This is a genomic window from Methanosarcina soligelidi (assembly GCF_000744315.1).
GTDB lineage: Archaea > Halobacteriota > Methanosarcinia > Methanosarcinales > Methanosarcinaceae > Methanosarcina > Methanosarcina mazei.
This window is the reverse complement of sequence record NZ_JQLR01000001.1, coordinates 1,452,037-1,469,038: the sequence shown is the minus strand read 5'-3', so window position 1 is coordinate 1,469,038 and position 17,002 is coordinate 1,452,037. Positions and strand designations below refer to the sequence as shown.

At 44.5% G+C, this 17,002-nt stretch carries 15 protein-coding genes and 2 tRNA genes; 10 read left to right on the top strand and 7 right to left on the bottom strand.

The features are described 5' to 3' along the window. The first annotated feature begins 72 nt into the window (after positions 1–72). From M886_RS06470 to M886_RS06440, 8 genes are all read left to right on the top strand, one after another. Positions 73–879, top strand: a complete 807-nt coding sequence (locus M886_RS06470) for a translation initiation factor IF-2 subunit alpha (RefSeq protein ID WP_015412100.1) — start codon at positions 73–75, stop codon at positions 877–879. 6 nt (positions 880–885) lie between these two features. Next, the gene (locus tag M886_RS17705) at positions 886–1,041 is read left to right on the top strand and encodes an RNA-protein complex protein Nop10 (RefSeq protein ID WP_011035258.1); all 156 of its coding nucleotides are present in this window, start codon (positions 886–888) and stop codon (positions 1,039–1,041) included. A gap of 8 nt (positions 1,042–1,049) precedes the next feature. Continuing rightward, the gene (locus M886_RS06465) at positions 1,050–1,820 is read left to right on the top strand and encodes a proteasome assembly chaperone family protein (RefSeq protein WP_011033744.1); all 771 of its coding nucleotides are present in this window, start codon (positions 1,050–1,052) and stop codon (positions 1,818–1,820) included. A 103-nt stretch (positions 1,821–1,923) separates the two neighbouring features. Further along, entirely contained in the window at positions 1,924–3,327 is a 1,404-nt protein-coding gene (locus M886_RS06460; protein WP_011033743.1) for an endonuclease Q family protein, read from the top strand. A 121-nt stretch (positions 3,328–3,448) separates the two neighbouring features. Continuing rightward, a tRNA-Ser gene (locus tag M886_RS06455) sits at positions 3,449–3,528 on the top strand. Between the two features lie 330 nt (positions 3,529–3,858). Next, complete coding sequence (locus tag M886_RS06450) at positions 3,859–4,350, top strand: rubrerythrin family protein (protein WP_048036869.1); 492 nt, start codon at positions 3,859–3,861, stop codon at positions 4,348–4,350. 240 nt (positions 4,351–4,590) lie between these two features. Further along, positions 4,591–4,782: transfer RNA gene (locus tag M886_RS18235), tRNA-Trp, on the top strand. 237 nt (positions 4,783–5,019) lie between these two features. Then, positions 5,020–5,844 carry a hypothetical protein gene (locus tag M886_RS06440; RefSeq protein WP_011033741.1) on the top strand — a complete coding sequence of 275 codons (825 nt, stop codon included), beginning with the start codon at positions 5,020–5,022 and terminating at the stop codon, positions 5,842–5,844. A 155-nt stretch (positions 5,845–5,999) separates the two neighbouring features. Here M886_RS06440 and M886_RS06435 read toward each other — a convergent pair whose 3' ends face one another. From M886_RS06435 to groES, 6 genes are all read right to left on the bottom strand, one after another. Next, complete coding sequence (locus M886_RS06435; RefSeq protein ID WP_011033740.1) at positions 6,000–7,184, bottom strand: pyridoxal phosphate-dependent aminotransferase; 1,185 nt, start codon at positions 7,182–7,184, stop codon at positions 6,000–6,002. A 211-nt stretch (positions 7,185–7,395) separates the two neighbouring features. Beyond that, on the bottom strand, positions 7,396–8,037 hold the full coding sequence (locus M886_RS06430; RefSeq protein ID WP_015412093.1) for a hypothetical protein: 642 nt from the start codon (positions 8,035–8,037) through the stop codon (positions 7,396–7,398). A 105-nt stretch (positions 8,038–8,142) separates the two neighbouring features. After that, positions 8,143–8,862 carry a queuosine precursor transporter gene (locus tag M886_RS06425; RefSeq protein ID WP_048050892.1) on the bottom strand — a complete coding sequence of 240 codons (720 nt, stop codon included), beginning with the start codon at positions 8,860–8,862 and terminating at the stop codon, positions 8,143–8,145. A 267-nt stretch (positions 8,863–9,129) separates the two neighbouring features. Next, on the bottom strand, positions 9,130–9,957 hold the full coding sequence (locus M886_RS06420) for a hypothetical protein (RefSeq protein WP_048040722.1): 828 nt from the start codon (positions 9,955–9,957) through the stop codon (positions 9,130–9,132). 300 nt (positions 9,958–10,257) lie between these two features. Further along, positions 10,258–11,868: a chaperonin GroEL gene (groL, locus tag M886_RS06415; protein ID WP_011033736.1), complete on the bottom strand. Its 1,611-nt coding sequence runs from the start codon at positions 11,866–11,868 to the stop codon at positions 10,258–10,260. Positions 11,869–12,015: 147 nt separating this feature from the next. Then, positions 12,016–12,294: a co-chaperone GroES gene (groES, locus tag M886_RS06410; RefSeq protein WP_011033735.1), complete on the bottom strand. Its 279-nt coding sequence runs from the start codon at positions 12,292–12,294 to the stop codon at positions 12,016–12,018. A gap of 256 nt (positions 12,295–12,550) precedes the next feature. On the opposite strand from groES, the gene M886_RS06405 reads away from it, so the two are divergent. Further along, entirely contained in the window at positions 12,551–12,958 is a 408-nt protein-coding gene (locus M886_RS06405) for an ArsR family transcriptional regulator (protein WP_011033734.1), read from the top strand. 117 nt (positions 12,959–13,075) lie between these two features. Beyond that, complete coding sequence (locus M886_RS06400; protein WP_048040719.1) at positions 13,076–14,215, top strand: DUF362 domain-containing protein; 1,140 nt, start codon at positions 13,076–13,078, stop codon at positions 14,213–14,215. Positions 14,216–14,293: 78 nt separating this feature from the next. Here M886_RS06400 and M886_RS06395 read toward each other — a convergent pair whose 3' ends face one another. Then, positions 14,294–16,849, bottom strand: a complete 2,556-nt coding sequence (locus tag M886_RS06395; protein WP_048050891.1) for a PRC-barrel domain-containing protein — start codon at positions 16,847–16,849, stop codon at positions 14,294–14,296. Positions 16,850–17,002: the final 153 nt, after the last annotated feature.

Genomic DNA, 17,002 nt, shown 5'->3' with positions numbered 1-17,002 from the left:
CCGGACAGGTAAAAGCACTGCACAGGAGTACAGTTGAGAGTAATAAAAGACAAAAATTGAGAAGTGGTACGAATGGGAAACGATAACTGGCCTGAAGTCGGAGAGTTTGTTGTCTGTACGGTGAAGAATGTAACTGATTTCGGAGCCTACGTCGAGCTTGAAGAATTCGGAGGAAGGGAAGGTTTCATCCATATCTCCGAAATTAAAGCAGGCTGGGTCAAGTACGTCAGGGACTACGTAAGGGAAGGGCAGAAGATTGTCTGCAAGGTTCTGAACGTGGACCCTTCCCGCGGCCACATAGACCTTTCATTGAAAGACGTGAACGAGCACCAGCGGCGGGCTAAAATCCAGGAATGGAAGAATGAGCAGAAAGCCGCCAAGTGGCTCCAGTTCGTGGCCGAAGAAACCAAGACAGATGAAAACGGCCTGCAGGCTCTTCACGAGAGACTTGTTGAAGATTTCGGAAGCGCATATTCAGCCTTTGAAGAAGCAGCTATCGAAGGGGAGAGGGCTTTTAAAGGGCTCAAAGTCAACAAGAAATACCTGAAGAGCATAGTCAAAATCGCAGGAGAAAACATCAAACTGCCCTTCGTGGATATCGCAGGGTATGTTGATCTGACCTGTAATCTTCCAAACGGCATAGAGGTCATAAAACAATCCCTCAATGCTGCCAATTCCATCAGCGATGTGGATGGAAAAGATATCAGGCTCGAAATAACTTACACAGGAGCCCCAAGATACAGAATCAAGGTAATAGCTCCTGATTATAAGAAAGCCGAATCAGTCCTTAAGAAATCCGCCCAGACGGCAGTAGACACTATTTCCAAACTTGGCGGACATGGGATCTTCAAACGGCATATCGAATCGGCAAAGGCGTGATACCCTTTGGGACAAAAGATCCGCAAATGCAAAAATTGCGGCAGGTACACTTTAAGGGAAAAATGTCCGGTTTGCGGGGAAGTAACTTTACCCGCTATTCCGGCTCGCTTTTCTCCTCAGGACCCTTACGGTAAGTACCGCAGACTGGCAAAGAAAGGATAAGGATTTTTATGCAACAAAGTACACTTGTCCGCCTGAAAGAAAAACTTACACTGAAAAACCCCATAATGGTAGTAGGACTTCCCGGTGTAGGACTTGTTGGCAAGCTGGTAGCAGAACATCTGGTAGACGAACTCGCAGCTGAAAGGATTATGGAGGTTTATTCCCCGCACTTTCCGCCCCAGGTTCTCGTCAACAAAGATTGTACTGTCCGCCCTGTAAGCAACACCATATACCTTGGGAAAGCAAACGAAACTGATGTTCTTTTTCTAGTAGGAGATCACCAGAGCACTACTGCTCAGGGGCATTACGAACTCTGTTCTCTTTACCTGGACATTGCAGAGGAACTGAAAGTCCCCAGGATATACACTCTTGGAGGCTACCCGACAGGTAAACTTACTTATGAAGATACGGTTCTTGGAGTTGCCAACAGCACAGAATTGATAGAGGAAATTAAACAGTACGGTGTAGAGTTCAGGGAATCCGAGCCAAGCGGAGGAATCGTAGGAGCTTCCGGCCTGCTTGTGGCTTTCAGCGGGATGAGGGGCATAGATGCCGCCTGTCTTATGGGGATGACTCCCGGATACCTGATGGACCCTAAAAGCGCCCAGTCTCTTTTGAAAGTGCTGTGCAATATCTTCGGAATCGAGGTAAATACTGATTCTCTTAAGAAAAAAGCTGAAGAGATGGAAAACATCCTCGAAAAGCTGAAAGAAAAAGAAGAACAACAGAATCTTCCCGAAGTTAAACCCACGGAAGAAGACCTTCGGTATATAGGGTAAATATACGGTTTTGTAAGTTCAGGAAGAAAGTAAGGATAAAAGGCCCGGATAGGCAGCATATAGAGAACCTGATAATTAAAAACGCCTGACGAAAGGTTCGGAAATGAAAGCCAATGCAGACCTCCATCTCCACTCGAAGTACTCCATGGCATGTTCCTCAAAAATGGAACTGCCCACAATCGCAAGCGAAGCTGCAAGAAAAGGGATGGAACTTATAGGCACAGGGGACTGCACCCATCCGAAATGGCTTGAAGATATTAAAAAAGCAGCCATTTCAGACGAGGAAATCCGGATAGGAGATATATTTTTTATCCCGACTACCGAAATCGAAGATATCGACCGTGTACACCACCTCCTGATTTTGCCTTCCATTTCAAAAGCCGAAGAGCTGGCAGAGAGGATTTCCTCTTTCGGAAACCTTGAAGCAGACGGAAGGCCCACAGTTAAGCTGGACGGTTGTGAGATTGCTGAGATTGCAAAAGACATAGGAGCTCTAATCGGCCCCTGCCACGCTTTTACTCCCTGGACTGCTCTTTACGGCTACCATGACAGCCTTGAAAGCTGCTATGGGAGCATGACAGGTTACATTTCTTTTGTTGAACTTGGTCTGAGCGCGGACAGTGATTATGCTGACAGGATTGAAGAACTGCACAGGCTGACTTTCCTTACAAATTCTGATGCCCATTCCCCTTCTACCAATAAACTGGCAAGAGAATTTACTCAGTTCAACCTGCCTGACATGACTTTTGACGGGCTCAAAAAAGCCATTTTGAGAGAGCAGGGCTACGGGGCGACCCTGAATGTCGGCTTCTTCCCTGAAGAAGGAAAGTACAACCGCTCCGCCTGCATCAAATGTTTTACTCAATATACCCTTACCGAAGCCGAAGCTATCAAATGGCGCTGTTCAGTATGCGGAGGCATTATAAAAAAAGGTGTGGAAGACCGGATCAACGAACTTGCGGACTTTGAAGTACCAAGGCACCCTGCCTACCGTCCCCCTTACCTTCATCTTATGCCTCTTGCAGAAGTCATACAGATGGCACTTGGCCATGCAAGCGTCCAGACCAAAGGTGTAAAAACGGCATGGGAAACCCTCGTAGAGTATTTCGGAAACGAGGTTGAAGCCCTGATCTATGCAGAACCCGAAGCCCTGAAAATAGTTGACGAGAAAATAGTAAACTCAATCCTCGCCTTCAGGAACGGCGATGTTATAATCCACCCTGGAGGAGGCGGCAAGTACGGCTGGCTTGAGCTCCCTGAACACCTGAAAGCGGACAAAGCTGAACCTGCAGGAAAAGCCGGCGAAGCAAAGAAAAGAGCCAGGAAGGAGACAAAAAAAGAAAGGGAAAAAACAGAGAACCAGTTCTCGTTCTCTGATTTCGAAGGAAAAAAAGAAGAGGACACATTAAAGATTGATTCAGGAGAGGCAAAGGAAGCAGAATCAGGGAACTCAGAAGAAGAAAGTGAAGAAAAAACTGCAGCCCAGAAGTCTCTTTTTGACTTCTAAAATCCTGACCCGCTGAGAATAAAATATATAAGATAGAAAGTGTATTCACTTAACTCTGCACCAGAAACGCCGGGCGATGCCCGGAAACTTCCTCATCGCGAAAAAACTTTTTAATCAAAATGCCCAGGTCGTCTAGCGGTATGGCGACGGTCTCGAAAACCGTTCCCCTTGGGATCGCAGGTTCGAATCCTGCCCTGGGCGTAATTTTCAGGATAAAAAACCTTCTCTACACTTTTCTCAAAGATTTCAGGTCAATATCTCGACCACATTCCTTTTAATCACACCTTAAAAACCCATCACGTTTTAAAAATCTATTACGTTTTAAAAATCTATTACGTTTTAAAAACCTTCTTTTCTTCAAACATTCCTTAAAAAAGTTTGCAGATTTTCCAGCCCCCATAATATATTGATATCACCCATAATATATTGATATCACCCATAATATATTGAGATTAGACTTTCTGAGCGTTAAAATAATAAATATGACCTGATAATAAGGTGAAAAAGAATTTCAAAACAGGGGAGAGAAATATGAGTTCCAAAGACAACCTTAAAGCTGCATTTACCGGCGAATCGATGGCAAACAGGACATACCTGGCATTTGCGAAAAAAGCTGATGAAGAAGGTTATCACCAGATAGCAAAGCTCTTTAGAGCTGCTGCTGCTGCGGAAACGATCCACGCCCATAACCACCTTCAGCGTATGGGTGGAATCGGAACCACAATGGACAACCTGAAGGAAGCCATTGAAGGGGAAACATACGAATTTACCAAAATGTACCCCGAGTTTATAGAGGAAGCAAGGGCAGAAGGGGACAAAAGGGCTCTCTGGAGCTTCGAAGTGGCAAATAAGGTAGAAAAAGTCCATGCCATGCTGTACGAAAAAGCACTGCAAGAAATTGGAAATAATAAAGAAATTGATTATTACGTCTGCGCTGTCTGCGGGCATACCATAGAAGGGGAGCCTGAAGGCAACTGTCCTATCTGCGGGGCAGCCGCGTCAAAGTTCAACAAAATCGACTGAAAAAAACACAATTAAGTCGTTACTTTTAGGCGGCTAGCGGACCAGGAGAGCTAATAGAAAAAGCTCCCGGTCTACTTTTTTGTTTATAGATCAGCGTTTTTCCTGCTTGAAATTTACTTTGAGCTAATCTGCCGGGAAAAAATGGATAAATTTTGGAAACATTTTTCAAAATCATTATTTCCTGCCGTTAACTATTTAAAATAGAAAGGATATGTCAGTATCCTTGTTAATCAACATTAAGGGGCTGTGGCCTAGCCCGGCATGGCGATGGGCTCCAGCGGATAAATGATGAACAACGGGTCTACCGAGTCTTTCCCGACGGGGCAGGACAATGAGGAACCGTTGGAGCACTGATAGATGCTCACCAGAAAACTGTAAAAGCAGTTGTTCGGAGATACCCGTCGATCGTGAGTTCGAATCTCACCAGCCCCACGTTTTTATTCTTTTCTTTAATTTTGTTATATTCTTTTGTTAACACTTTTTCTGCATATTCTGGACTTAATCTGTCAAGTTTAGAGAAAGGAATATAGAAAAACAGAAAAAACAGAAAACGGCAGTTTTTAAGATAATTACTTTCAGACAGCTCCCCCAACAGTTATTACCTTCTAAGTACAATTTTCTCCTGAGATACTTATTTTCTATATTCATTTAAACGACCGAGGTTCTCCTTTGAGGCGGGAAAAAGAAAAAATAGCAGTCCTTGTCAGAGCTGTCCCGGAAAAAGGAAAAAGGAACGGGGAAGGGCACGCTGTTGGAGTCACCGGAATCAATGAAGACGGAGAGCTCCTCAGGCTTTACCCCTTCAGGTTCAGGTACGGCGAAGGGCTGGTGGATTTCAAAAAGAATGACCTGCTTGAGGTTACGGTCACCAGGCCTGAGAACGGCACGAGGTGGGAGAGCAGGAAAGTCCTTGATTACGTTAACCTTGGGAAGCCTGCAAAGGACAGGGAGATAAAAGAGCTCATTCTGCCGCTTGTGACTTCACTGGAAAAGCTGAATGTAGAAAGGGCAAGTCTTGGAGTGGTAAAACCTGAGCTTCTGGACATCGAGGTTAAGATAAACAGCCTTGAAATCTTTGATCGGCAGCAGTATTTTGACATGATGGGAGATTTTCTGGAAAAAGGGGAAAAAGCCGGGATGCCTGTCGAAATAAAGTATATTTTCAGGTGCGAGGGAGAGGAAGCCTGCAGAGGGCATAAAATTGTTCTGCTTGACTGGGAACTCAATGAAGCCGTGAGGAATATTGTAAGGGGAGAAAAAGAATCCCTGGCTGTGAAAAGAAAAATAAGAGAACAGCTCTTTGACCATTTAAAAGGAAAAGAGCTTTACTTCATCATGGGAACCCATTTCATATACGGGACGTGGTTGATTACAGGGGTATTCTGCCCTGAAAAAGAAAGCGTAAATCAGAGAAGCATCTTTGATTTCAGGCAGAAAAGAACTGTCACTGAAATGAATAAAGGGCAGCAGGAACAGCCAGCATTAAACAGATAAAGCCACTCGAATTATCGCTGAACTGACCAGAAAAACATTAAAAAACAGTTAGAAAAAACAATTCGAGAAGAGCACTAAAAAAACAATTAGAAAAAAATTAGAAAAAATTAGAAAAATTAATAAACAGAAAGTGTCCGCTGCCAGATCCGAAAAACTTACCCTTCAAGCTCTTTTTCCAGAAAAGCTTCCAGGCGGTCCATTCCTTCTGTAATATTTTCCAGGCTGTTGGCATAGGAAAAACGCAGGTAGCCCTCTGCCCCGTTCCCGAAGTCTATTCCCGGGGTTACAGCCACACCTGCCTCATTGAGTATCCTGCGGCTCAGTTCAAGGGAGTCACTGCAGTATTTTCGGGCATCAGCAAGGACATAAAAAGCTCCCATTGGCTCTTTGCGTACATCAAGCCCCATACCGATAAGCCTTTTCAGCATATACTGCCGGCGCACATTATAGGTCTGGACCATCTCAGTGACATGTTCCTGAGGACCTTTCAGGGCCGCGATTCCTGCCTCCTGCACAAAAGAGTTGGCGCAGATAAAGAAGTTCTGGTGAATCTTCTGAAGTGCACGCACGCATCCGGGGGGACAGATAATATAGCCCAACCTCCAGCCTGTCATCGCATACAGCTTGGAAAACCCGTTAAGGACAAAGGCGTTTTTTGTGTATTCAAGGATGCTGTGTTCTTCACCGCTGTAAATCAGGCCCTGGTAGATCTCGTCAGAAACGATAGGAATTCCCCGTTCATCAGCTATCGCTGCAAGTCCCTGCAGGTTTTCAGGGGACATAACATGCCCTCCCGGATTTGAAGGGCTGTTGATAAGGATAGCTTTCGTATTGGGGCTCAGGCGCTGCCTTACTGTTTCCGGCTCAAGGGCAAATCCGTTTGTTTCGTTCGTATAAACAAAAACAGGCGTCCCGCCGAGGTGTTTTACAAAATTCGGATAACAGGAGTAGTGAGGGTTAGACATAATTACTTCATCCCTCTTTTCAAGCAGAGCCATGAAAACCATCAGGAGAGCCGGGCTTGTCCCCGAGGTAACGATAACCTGACCCGGGTCCAGGTCCACTCCAAACTTCTGATAATAAGACTCAACTATCGCCTCTCTGAGAGCAAGCAACCCCTGGCTATGAGTGTACTTTGTCAGTCCCCTGCCAATAGCAGCGCAGGCGGCTTCACAGATATGTGGAGCGGTAGGAAAATCGGGCTCTCCTACCTCGAGGTGGATTATGTGCCTGCCCTGAGCTTCCAGAGCCTGGGCACTTTCCAGGACTTCCATCACATAGAAAGGGGGGATATCCTCTGATTTTTTTGATATGACGCATTCGGAGTTTATCGAAAACATGAAAGACCTTCTGAAAAATGATCACTATAAAAGCCATAAGCTGGAAGCAAATAATACCACAGAGTATGTACCTGAAACTGCGTATGCTTTCAAGATTTAAAAATCCTGTGGGGAAAATAAAAAGTCAGTAAGGATGTTATAAAAGAGAAAAATTAAAGCCCGGAAAAAACGGAAGGAAATAATTTCTCTGGGAGGGCTGGTTTATGGGAACTTAATCCTTCGGCATAATTTTTTCAATAACTTCTACATCCTGCCCGTCCCATTCCTGATCTTCGAGCATCTTTACAAAATCACGCTGAAAAGCCTGGAATTTTTCAACGGCTTCAGGGACAATATTAAGGAAATCGTAGTCTCCGTAAGCTCCCGTAAAGAAAGAGGCAACCGTTTCTTCAAATTTTTCCTCTATCCTCTGCGGATACCAGAACCCGTATTGAGAAAGTAAAACGAAATTAGGATCAGGCACAGGAGTTTCTCCGGAATAGGTATAAAAACCTATAAACACTTCTTCTCCGGACTTTGCAATAACCAGTTTCTTTTCAAATTCCGGCTTCTGAAGCTTGAGAAACCATTCCCCCTTTAAAAGATCTTCGGGCTCTTTAATGACTTTATAGGCTTTCAGAATCTTTTCAGCTGCCTGCTGGATCTCCAGAAGCATGCTTTTACGCTGCTCTTCAGGCATATTCAGGCAGGAGATACAGAACTCTTCTGAGGGAGGTCCTGACCGAATATCAGGCTCTTTTCCCTGCTTCTCCTGCTCCTCATCTTTTTTTTCATAGTTTTTCCCGGGCTTATCTTCACTATTCTGATTTTCTTTACTGACAGGCGGTATTTCGATCTCAGGATATTCTACCATGATTGGAACCCCCGTTAATGTATATAGGAGGGGGATGCCCATAAGCGTTGGGATAGATCAGAGTAATAATCATTGAAATCGGGCATTTCGGAATTCAATTTAAGTCTACAATCCTGACCGGTTTAAGGAGCCGGGGGTCTCCTGACCTTTAACTATTCCTGTCTCTCTGCCCTCATCAGGATGCAGGTTCTCTTTTTCCTCTCCGGAAGCGAGCCATTTTACTCCAAGGTATACAAATGGAGTATCAAGAAGGGCAAAGATCACCTTAAGAATCCAGAGCGGCAAAATCATGGAGAATATAGCAGCTGCGCCCATCTCAGGACCTGCATGATAGAAAGCGATAAACATAAAAACGGTAGAGTCGAGAAGCTGGGAAACAATTGTTGAAAGATTATTCCTGAGCCACAGGCATCTCCCATTTGTTTTTTTCTTCCAGAAATTAAAAGCCCAGATGTCGTGGTACTGGCTTATGAGAAAAGCTATCATGCTTGCCAGGATAATTCTCAGGGAACCTGAAAAAACGTGATTATAAGCTTCATTATGAGGATATAGAGGGGAAGGGGAAAGGCCTGTGCTAACAAATATGAAAAATAGGGCTATGCAAAGTGAAAGAAAACCTGCATGCACGAAAATTTTTGTCACTTCTCTTCCTTTTACCTCTTCTACGATATCCGTAATAAGAAAGGTAGGCGGGTATCCGAAAAGGCCGACAGAGGTTACGATTCCAAAGATCTCGATCAGCTTGCCCCCCAGGAGGTTTCCGAGGAGCAGAGAACTGATGAAAATTGTCAGCAAAATCTGGATTTTATAATCTATGGGTTTCATGGATTCTCAGGGTTTTTGGGTGGGGTTTGGGGTTGTTTGGGGTTGTTGGGGAATGAATAATACTGTAAGCAAAACTAATAATTTAAGTGGAATAGTGTAAGTGAAATTAATTATGCAAGTGAGATTAATAATGTAAGAGAAATTAAATATGTAAGAGAAATTAATTATATAAGTGAAATTATTGTAAGTGAAATTCTGTAATTTTCATAAATACCTGTTTATCCTGTTCCAGAAAGAATCGAGAGTAGAGATCGAGAGTGAAGAAAATCACCTGAAACGCTCTGCTCTTTTGAAAAGATTTTGAGGCGACCGGTCCACCTCATCGCATATGATTTTATGTGGGATGGAAAGGGGAAGGATAGAGCAGGCCTGGCTGTCCGTGCCCCGCAGCCCCCATGTCTCATCCGTGAGCAGGAAGTAGGAATTTTCAAGCCTGATACCTTTCGATTTCAGGGAAGAGAGGACCTCAGGGTTTGAGAGGTCTTTCCTGATCTCTTCAGCAGCTTTTACCTGAGTTCCCGGACCTCCTTTTTTTATAGTATAAAACCTGTCATCAGAAAGGATTTTTTCCATGGTTCGGACTACCAGCCTGTAGCAGGTTTTTTTATTTGAAGACATTTCCAGCACTTTTTCAAGATAAAAAACACTGCTTTTATTGCGGGCAATGTCAGAGAGAATGTCTTCACGTCTTGAAAAGGATTCCACACTACACATAGCTGTACTTGAGAAAAAAACAGGAAACTTTTTGGACAGGCTGTCTGCGGCTGCCTGATACATCTTTTCACGTGGGATATACTCAAAGCTAATCCCGGACCCTGAAAACTCCTGTTCTGCACCCTCAGCCTTTCCCTGAAAATTTTTTACGGCTTCTGTAGAATCATTATAAACAACTATTTCTTTATCGCCTTTGGAAAAAATCCTGACAAGGGAAATGGCAAAATCGAGAGCATCAAGTTCGCAATCAAGATTATTACGAGGATTACCCCGGACTTCGGTCGTTGACTGATGGATCTGCCTGCCTTCCCGCAGCACCACGCAGCCGATATAGGACTCTCCATTTTCATTATAAGATGAGTCACAGTAGACTTCAAGCATTTTTAATTGCACCTTTCTGAAGATAAAGCAAGATAAATTTCAGGGACATAACAGATTGAGTGTAGATCAACAGTTATGAATGTGGAAATTAAGCTATCACAAAAGTATTACGCTAATGAGAGAAAAAGATTTTCAACCTATGCCAGATTGAAAAAGAAGAAAGAAGAAAAATAGAGAAAGAGTAAAGAAAAAAGAAGAAAGAAGAAAAATAGAGAAAGAGTAAAGATAAAAAAAATAGAGAAAAAAGGAGAAAGAATAAAAAAGGAAGAAATTGAGAGGAAAAAAAGGAAAAAAATACAATCAGATAATGATTGCCGCTGTCCTTTCATCCTTTTCTTCATCGAAGTCTGTTACAAGAGCTTCTGTTGTAAGCACCATGCCTGCGATTGAGGCAGCGTTCTGGAGCCCGCTTCTTACGACTTTTGTCGGGTCGATTACTCCTGCTTCGAAGAGGTCTTCAAAAACATCCGTTTTTGCGTTGTACCCGAAATGCTCACTGGATTCAGCTTTTATGGCTGCTACCACTTCAGCGCCTTCTCTTCCTGCATTTGCAGCGATCTGGCGTACAGGGTCTTCTATAGCTCTCTGGACAATTTTTACTCCAATCTGCCTGTCGCCGTCAAGGTCAAGGGAATCAAGGGTCGCCGCCGCACGGAAGAGACTTATTCCTCCTCCTGTGACCACACCTTCCTCTACTGCTGCTTTCGTTGCATTCAGGGCGTCATCGATTCTCATCTTCTTTTCCTTGAGTTCGGTTTCGGTTGCGGCTCCAACTTTAATTACTGCAACGCCGCCGCCCAGTTTTGCCATGCGCTTTTTAAGTTCGGTCTTTCTGTAGTCGGCTTCAGCAATATTGATCTGGGCTTCAATGACCCTGACTCTTTCATCGATGTCTGCCTTATCACCCCTGCCTTCAACGATAATGGTTTTGTGGTTGTCAACCGTGACTTTCCTGGCATTTCCAAGCATGTAATCGCTGAATTCTTCAAGCTTCATGCCCTTTTCTTCGCTTATTACCTGCCCACCGGTAAGGACAGCAATGTCCTCAAGCATCTCTTTTCTCTCGTTTCCGAACCCCGGAGCTTTTACAGCGCAAACTCTGAGGGCTCCGCGGATGATGTTCAGAATCAAAGCAGCCTGGGCGTCTCCGTCGACATCTTCAGCAATAATCAGGAGAGATCTCCCTTCAGAAGCAACTTTCTCAAGCACAGGCACGATCTGCTTCATGCTGTTGATTTTTTTGTCCGTAATCAGGATATATGGGTCTTCAAACTCGCAGACCATCTTTTCGGTGTCAAGAGCCATGTACGGGGAAACAAACCCGCGGTCGAACTGCATACCTTCGACCACATCAAGGCTGGTCTCCATGGTCTTTGAATCTTCAACAGTGATTACCCCGTTGTAGCCGACCCTTTCCATAGCGTCGGCAATCAGGTTGCCTATTTCTTCATCGTTGTTTGCGGAAATAGTGGCTACCTGTATGATTTTATCCTTTCCTTTTACCTCAACACTCTTGCCTTTGAGGTATCCCACAACCTTTTCCGTGGCAATCTCAATCCCTTTCTTGACTTCAATTGGGTTTGCCCCGGCACTGATGTTCTTCAGGCCTTCCCGGATCATGCTCTGGGCAAGAAGGGTTGCTGTCGTTGTCCCGTCCCCGGTGTTGTCCTGGGTTTTGGAGGCTACTTCCTTAACAAGTTTGGCTCCCATGTTTTCGAACTTATCATGGAGCTCTATTTCTTTTGCAATGGTGACACCGTCATTTGTGACCACGGGTTTTGTGCTTTTATCCAGAACGACATAACGCCCTTTGGGCCCCAGGGTGATCTTGACGGTATTTGCGACCTTATCCACACCGCTTAAGAGTGCTTTTCTTGCACTTTCATCAAACATTATCTGCTTTGAAGCCATCTATATTCACCTGAATTAAGATCAAATATTTTTATTGAATTAATTCATGATTTATCGAAATCACTGTCTGACATTCATCGGATTCCTGATTTACTTAAATTCGTCATATGACTGATGCAATACTTTCAGAAAAGGCCTCATTCGACATTATTCTTCAACAACTGTTGCCAGGATATCCTTGAAATCGACAAAAATATATTTTTCATCATCGATTTCAATCTCATCAGCCTGATATCCCCCGTAAATTACATGGTCATCCTTCTTAAGGGGAAGTTCTTTCCCATCTTCAAATGTCCCCACAGCGACAACAATTCCTTCTTTCTTTTCCTGCCTTGCTGATTCAGGGATATAGATCCCACCTTTAGTGACTTCTTCTTTCTTCTGGTGCTTGAGTAATACACGTTCGCCAATAGGTTTGACAATCATTTTTGTTCCTCCTATGTGTAAGCGACCTTAATATTAGCTGAAGGTTAACTTGCTGCTGTAAGTCAGCATAAAATCGGTGAATAATTGAGCTGTTTAAAGCCCAACTATCTGCATATAATGCAAAACTTATATTTAAAAATTACCCGCACACTTGAGAAAATGAATCAATAAAATAGCCATAATTGAAGTAAAATCGATATGATATCCACAAATCTAAATAAAATTTATATATTTGAATCTCTAAAATGATACACAGATGGTTCAGCAAATTATCCTCAGAAACCTTGAAAAACCCAGGATTAAAAGCCTTGAGGAAGACCTTATATGGTTCTGTGACAGCTTTGGCTTTTCTTCTGGGAGGGACACGGAAAATACAGCTAACAGGATAATTTTCAGCTTGCTTGAAAAGCTTTCAAATGACAGGGAAAGCTCATCCGAAGACCTGGCTGAAGATCTGGATATGAAAATTTCAAGAATCAACCACCATCTCCGAAACCTCAATGAGTCAGGGCTACTGTACAGGAAAAAACGCCTGATTTATCTTAGGGGGGGAAGCCTTAAAGCTGCAGTAAAGGAGATGAGAAAGGACTCGGAAAGGATACTGGATGAGCTGGAAAGCGTAGCTGAAGAGATCGACCTGATGATGGGCCTTAAAAACAGGTAAAAATATATTGATGAGTTTTAAAAAAGGGAAAGCGGTTAAAAATAACATATGGATAAAAACTGACACCGCGAATGAAACCGGAAAAGAATTAATAATTACCCTCATTTATTTAAAGCAATGAATAAAGTCTCCATAGTTCCCTGTTCTGATTATTCCAGCGCAAAAGAAGCAATAGCCAGAGCTCTGGACCTTCTGGGCGGTCTTGAAAATGTAATCGGCAAGGGAGACAGCGTGCTCCTGAAGCCAAATATCCTTGCAGCAAGCCCCCCCGAAGCCGCCGCAACTACCCACCCGGCTGTGGTCGCAGCGATGTGCGAGTTCGTTCTCAGCGCAGGAGGGAAGCCAGTAGTAGGGGACGGAGCCGGGATCTCAAGACCTGGGGCTACTGCAAAAGCCCTGAAAACCTCAGGGATAGAAGAAGCTGCCTTAAGAGCAGGAGCCAGGGTTGTGAACTTTGAGACCGCAGGTTTTAGCCTTGTAGAAGTCCCGGAACCTCTTCAATTCAGGAAACTGTATATTGCAAAACCTGTCCTTGAAGCCGATGTCATAATATCCCTCCCAAAACTGAAAACGCATGAGCTCACCTATTATACAGGCGCGGTTAAGAACTTCTTTGGCGCTCTTCCCCTCAGGTGCCGGAAAGAGACTCACCTCCTCGGGGAAAGAGACCTTTTTGGAGAGGCAGTTGCGGATTTATATTCTGTCATCCGGCCCGATTTTGCAGTAATGGATGGAATTGTGGGTATGGAAGGAAACGGGCCATCCCACGGGAAACCCATAAACTCAGGAGTAACTCTGGCAAGCCGGGACTGTGTTTCCCTGGATATTGTCGCTGCAGAGATGATAGGATTTGACCCTCTGAAAATTCCCACGACCGCGGGTGTCCTGAAGAAAGGCTTTGGAAACCAGTGCCCTGTTGTGGTCGGAACACCATTAAAAGAAGTCAAAAAGAAATTCAAGCCATCAAGCGGTGGAGTCAGTAAAGTTCCTCCTTTTCTGACGCGCCGCCTCGGAAAATATTATACCGCTTACCCGAGAATTAACCAGAGGAAATGCACCCGTTGCTCGGCGTGCTACAATAACTGTTCTACTCATGCTGTAGAGCGCCTTGCGGACGGGAGTTTCAGGATAAATCAGGATAAATGTATTTTATGTTATTGCTGTCGTGAACTCTGCCCCAATAATGCGGTTGAGATTAAAAAATCGCTGCTGGCAACTCTTTTGACAGCAAGAGAAAGTATATTCCAGAAAACATGACCGGTAAAATTTAAAAAAGAAAAAAAGATAGAAAAAATTGAATTCAGGGAGATAGATAATGCCTCCCCGGGTCCTTTATTACTGATATTTCTTCTCCCTTCTTTCTGCTACCGTGCGTTCCCTTTCCAGGCGTTCAAGTTTCTCTTTATCTGTCTCGGTCTCCTCCATTCTTTTAATTCTTTCTTTATCCTGCTGTGCCATTTTTTCCTCTGCGGTTTTTAGCTGCCCGTGGCTTTCGCTTTCAGCCCGTCTCTCCATTCTTGCCGGCTCTCTTTCCCTGGGACTTTCGGCAGTCTCCTCTGTCACTCCGGTTACTTCAGCAGTTTCTCTTTTCTGCCAGTATGGCTGGTATCCATAGTAGGTATAGGTCCTGGATAGGCTGTCACGGGTTAAGGGCCATCTGTCCTTATCAAAGCCTTCTGCATCCTTCAGGACATCTTTAGGAATATTAAGGACAAAGGCGTGTTCGTGAACCTTCAAAGAAAGTGCCTTCCAGGGGATGGCAAACAGTTTGTCTCCCATGCCAAGGAATCCGCCAAAGGACAGTACAGCATATCCCACTCTTCCATCATCGAGGTCGATCATCAATTCTTCAATCTTTCCAAGGTCCTCCCCTTCCGTATTGATGACTTTATCCCCTTTGATAGTGCCTGCTGAAAGGAATTCCGGACTTTCTCTGCCCGCTGTAACATCTTTTCCGGAAACCCTTTCTGAGCCTATCTCTCCGGGAAGCCCTGTCCTTTCAGTCGCCTCTCTCTGCCAGTAAGGTTCGTGTCCGTAGTAATTGTAGGTCTGCCAGAGACCCTCACGGGTAGTTACAGGCCAGTTGTCTTTATCAAAACCTTCTGCTTTTTCAAGAGTTTCTTTAGGAACGTCAAGTACGAAGGAATGCTCGTGTACTCTCAATGATAGAGAGTTCCAGGGAATAGAAAATAACTTGTCGCCCAGACCGAGGAATCCACCAAAAGACAGTACAGCATATCCTATTCTTCCTTCATCAAGGTCGATCATTAATTCTTCTATCTTTCCAAGGTCCTCGCCGGCTGTATTGACAACCTTGTTCCCTTTTATAGTGCTTGCCGATAAGAATTCAGGACCTTCCCTTCCTTCTATTCCTTCAGTCCTTGCCATTTTTGCATATCCTGTTTCCGCTCCTTTTGCTGCCATTACACCCCCTGTTCCTAACCCGGCAAGCCTTTCCTTCTCGGTCTCATGGCGCTTTTCTGCTTCCGTTCTCTCTTTTTCAAGCCTGGCAAGCCTCTCCTGCTCGGTCTCTACTTTTCTTTCAGCTTCCATCCTCTCTTTTTCCAGACGGGCAAGCCGTTCTTTCTCACTTTCTTCACGCCTCTCGGCTTCCATCCTCTCTTTTTCAAGCCTGGCGAGCCTCTCTTTTTCGGTCTCTTCCAGCTTCCCCACTCTTGCACGCTCGCTCTCCAGCTGTGCCAGTTTCTCTCTGCGGGACTGTTCCTGCCCCTGTAAAAGATTCACCTCTTTCTCAAGCCTGGATACTTTTTCAGTCTCTTCGAGCCTGATAGATTCCTGAAGTTCTTTTTCCAGCCCTGCAAGCTTCTCTTTCTCAACCCGTGACTGATTTTCAAGTTCCATCTGTTCTTTTTCCAGGCGCGAGAGTCTTTCTCGTTCAGTTTCTGTCTGCCTCTCCCGTTCCATACGTTCCTGTTCCAGACGGGAGATTTTTTCTTCCTGCGTCTCTTTTAACCCTTCAAGTCTTTCCCTTTCCTGTCTTGCCTTTAACTCTTCATCTGTTTTTACCAGCCCTTTCCTCTCTCTTTCCATCCGGGACATCTTTTCTGCTTCAGTCTCACCCATGACTCCTGCCGAAACGCCTGCCCCCACTGCCGCTGCCTGCCAGTAAGGTTCAAACCCATAGTGCGTGAAAGTCCCGGAAAGTTCCTGACGGGTTAGAGGCCAGTGACTCTTGTCGAAACCTTCTGCCTTATCAAAGGTCTCTTCAGGAATGTCAAGTATGAAGGCATTATCACGGATTCTAAGGGAAAAAGCCTTCCAGGGAATAGCAAACAATTTGCTGCCTATACCAAGGATCCCGCCATGTGATACTGCGGCATATGCCACATTTCCATCCTGCAGATCGATCATTATTTCGTCGATCTTTCCAATATCATTCCCATCCCTATTGACAACTTTATTTCCTTTTATGGAATCTGCTGACAGGAATACGGGGTTCTCACTGGCTGATTCTCTTGATAACCTTTCTGCTCCTACCTCGCTTCGTATTTCGGTCCGCTCCTCTTCCCTTCTTTGCCAGTATGGCTGGTATCCGTAGTAAGTGTAAGTATCGGAGAGCCATTCACGGTCAGCTACAGGCCAGTTGTCCTTATCAAAGCCTTCCGCTCTCTCAAGTGTTTCTTTAGGAATATCAAGTAAGAAGGTATGTTCGTGAAGCCTGAGTTTTAAAGCCTGCCAGGGAATGGCAAATAGTTTGTTTCCCATACCCAGGAACCCGCCAAAAGACAATGCCGCATACGCTATTCTTCCGTCATCGACGTCGATCATCAATTCTTCAATCTTTCCAAGGTCTTCTCCAGCAGTATTGACGACCTTGTCCCCTTTTATAGTGCTTGCCGATAAAAATTCTGGATTATCTCTATGTGCCATAGTTCCAACTCCCTAAATTAAAAAGATGTTCTAAAGTACAAGTATTCTGAAAAAAACATAAAACGTATATCGGATCTACTTCATCCTGACTTTTCAGACTTATCATATGCCAGTAAGGTGAGACCTGCGCCTTGACTGTCCGCCCATACAGGT

Bases quoted from the DNA above. Each gene is read 5' to 3' on its own strand.
- M886_RS06470 (WP_015412100.1), top strand. From the start codon at position 73: ATGGGAAACGATAACTGGCCTGAAGTCGGAGAGTTTGTTGTCTGTACG.
- M886_RS06465 (WP_011033744.1), top strand. From the start codon at position 1,050: ATGCAACAAAGTACACTTGTCCGCCTGAAAGAAAAACTTACACTGAAA.
- M886_RS06460 (WP_011033743.1), top strand. From the start codon at position 1,924: ATGAAAGCCAATGCAGACCTCCATCTCCACTCGAAGTACTCCATGGCA.
- M886_RS06450 (WP_048036869.1), top strand. From the start codon at position 3,859: ATGAGTTCCAAAGACAACCTTAAAGCTGCATTTACCGGCGAATCGATG.
- M886_RS06435 (WP_011033740.1), bottom strand. From the start codon at position 7,184: ATGTTTTCGATAAACTCCGAATGCGTCATATCAAAAAAATCAGAGGAT.
- M886_RS06430 (WP_015412093.1), bottom strand. From the start codon at position 8,037: ATGGTAGAATATCCTGAGATCGAAATACCGCCTGTCAGTAAAGAAAAT.
- M886_RS06425 (WP_048050892.1), bottom strand. From the start codon at position 8,862: ATGAAACCCATAGATTATAAAATCCAGATTTTGCTGACAATTTTCATC.
- M886_RS06420 (WP_048040722.1), bottom strand. From the start codon at position 9,957: ATGCTTGAAGTCTACTGTGACTCATCTTATAATGAAAATGGAGAGTCC.
- groL (WP_011033736.1), bottom strand. From the start codon at position 11,868: ATGGCTTCAAAGCAGATAATGTTTGATGAAAGTGCAAGAAAAGCACTC.
- groES (WP_011033735.1), bottom strand. From the start codon at position 12,294: ATGATTGTCAAACCTATTGGCGAACGTGTATTACTCAAGCACCAGAAG.
- M886_RS06405 (WP_011033734.1), top strand. From the start codon at position 12,551: ATGGTTCAGCAAATTATCCTCAGAAACCTTGAAAAACCCAGGATTAAA.
- M886_RS06400 (WP_048040719.1), top strand. From the start codon at position 13,076: ATGAATAAAGTCTCCATAGTTCCCTGTTCTGATTATTCCAGCGCAAAA.
- M886_RS06395 (WP_048050891.1), bottom strand. From the start codon at position 16,849: ATGGCACATAGAGATAATCCAGAATTTTTATCGGCAAGCACTATAAAA.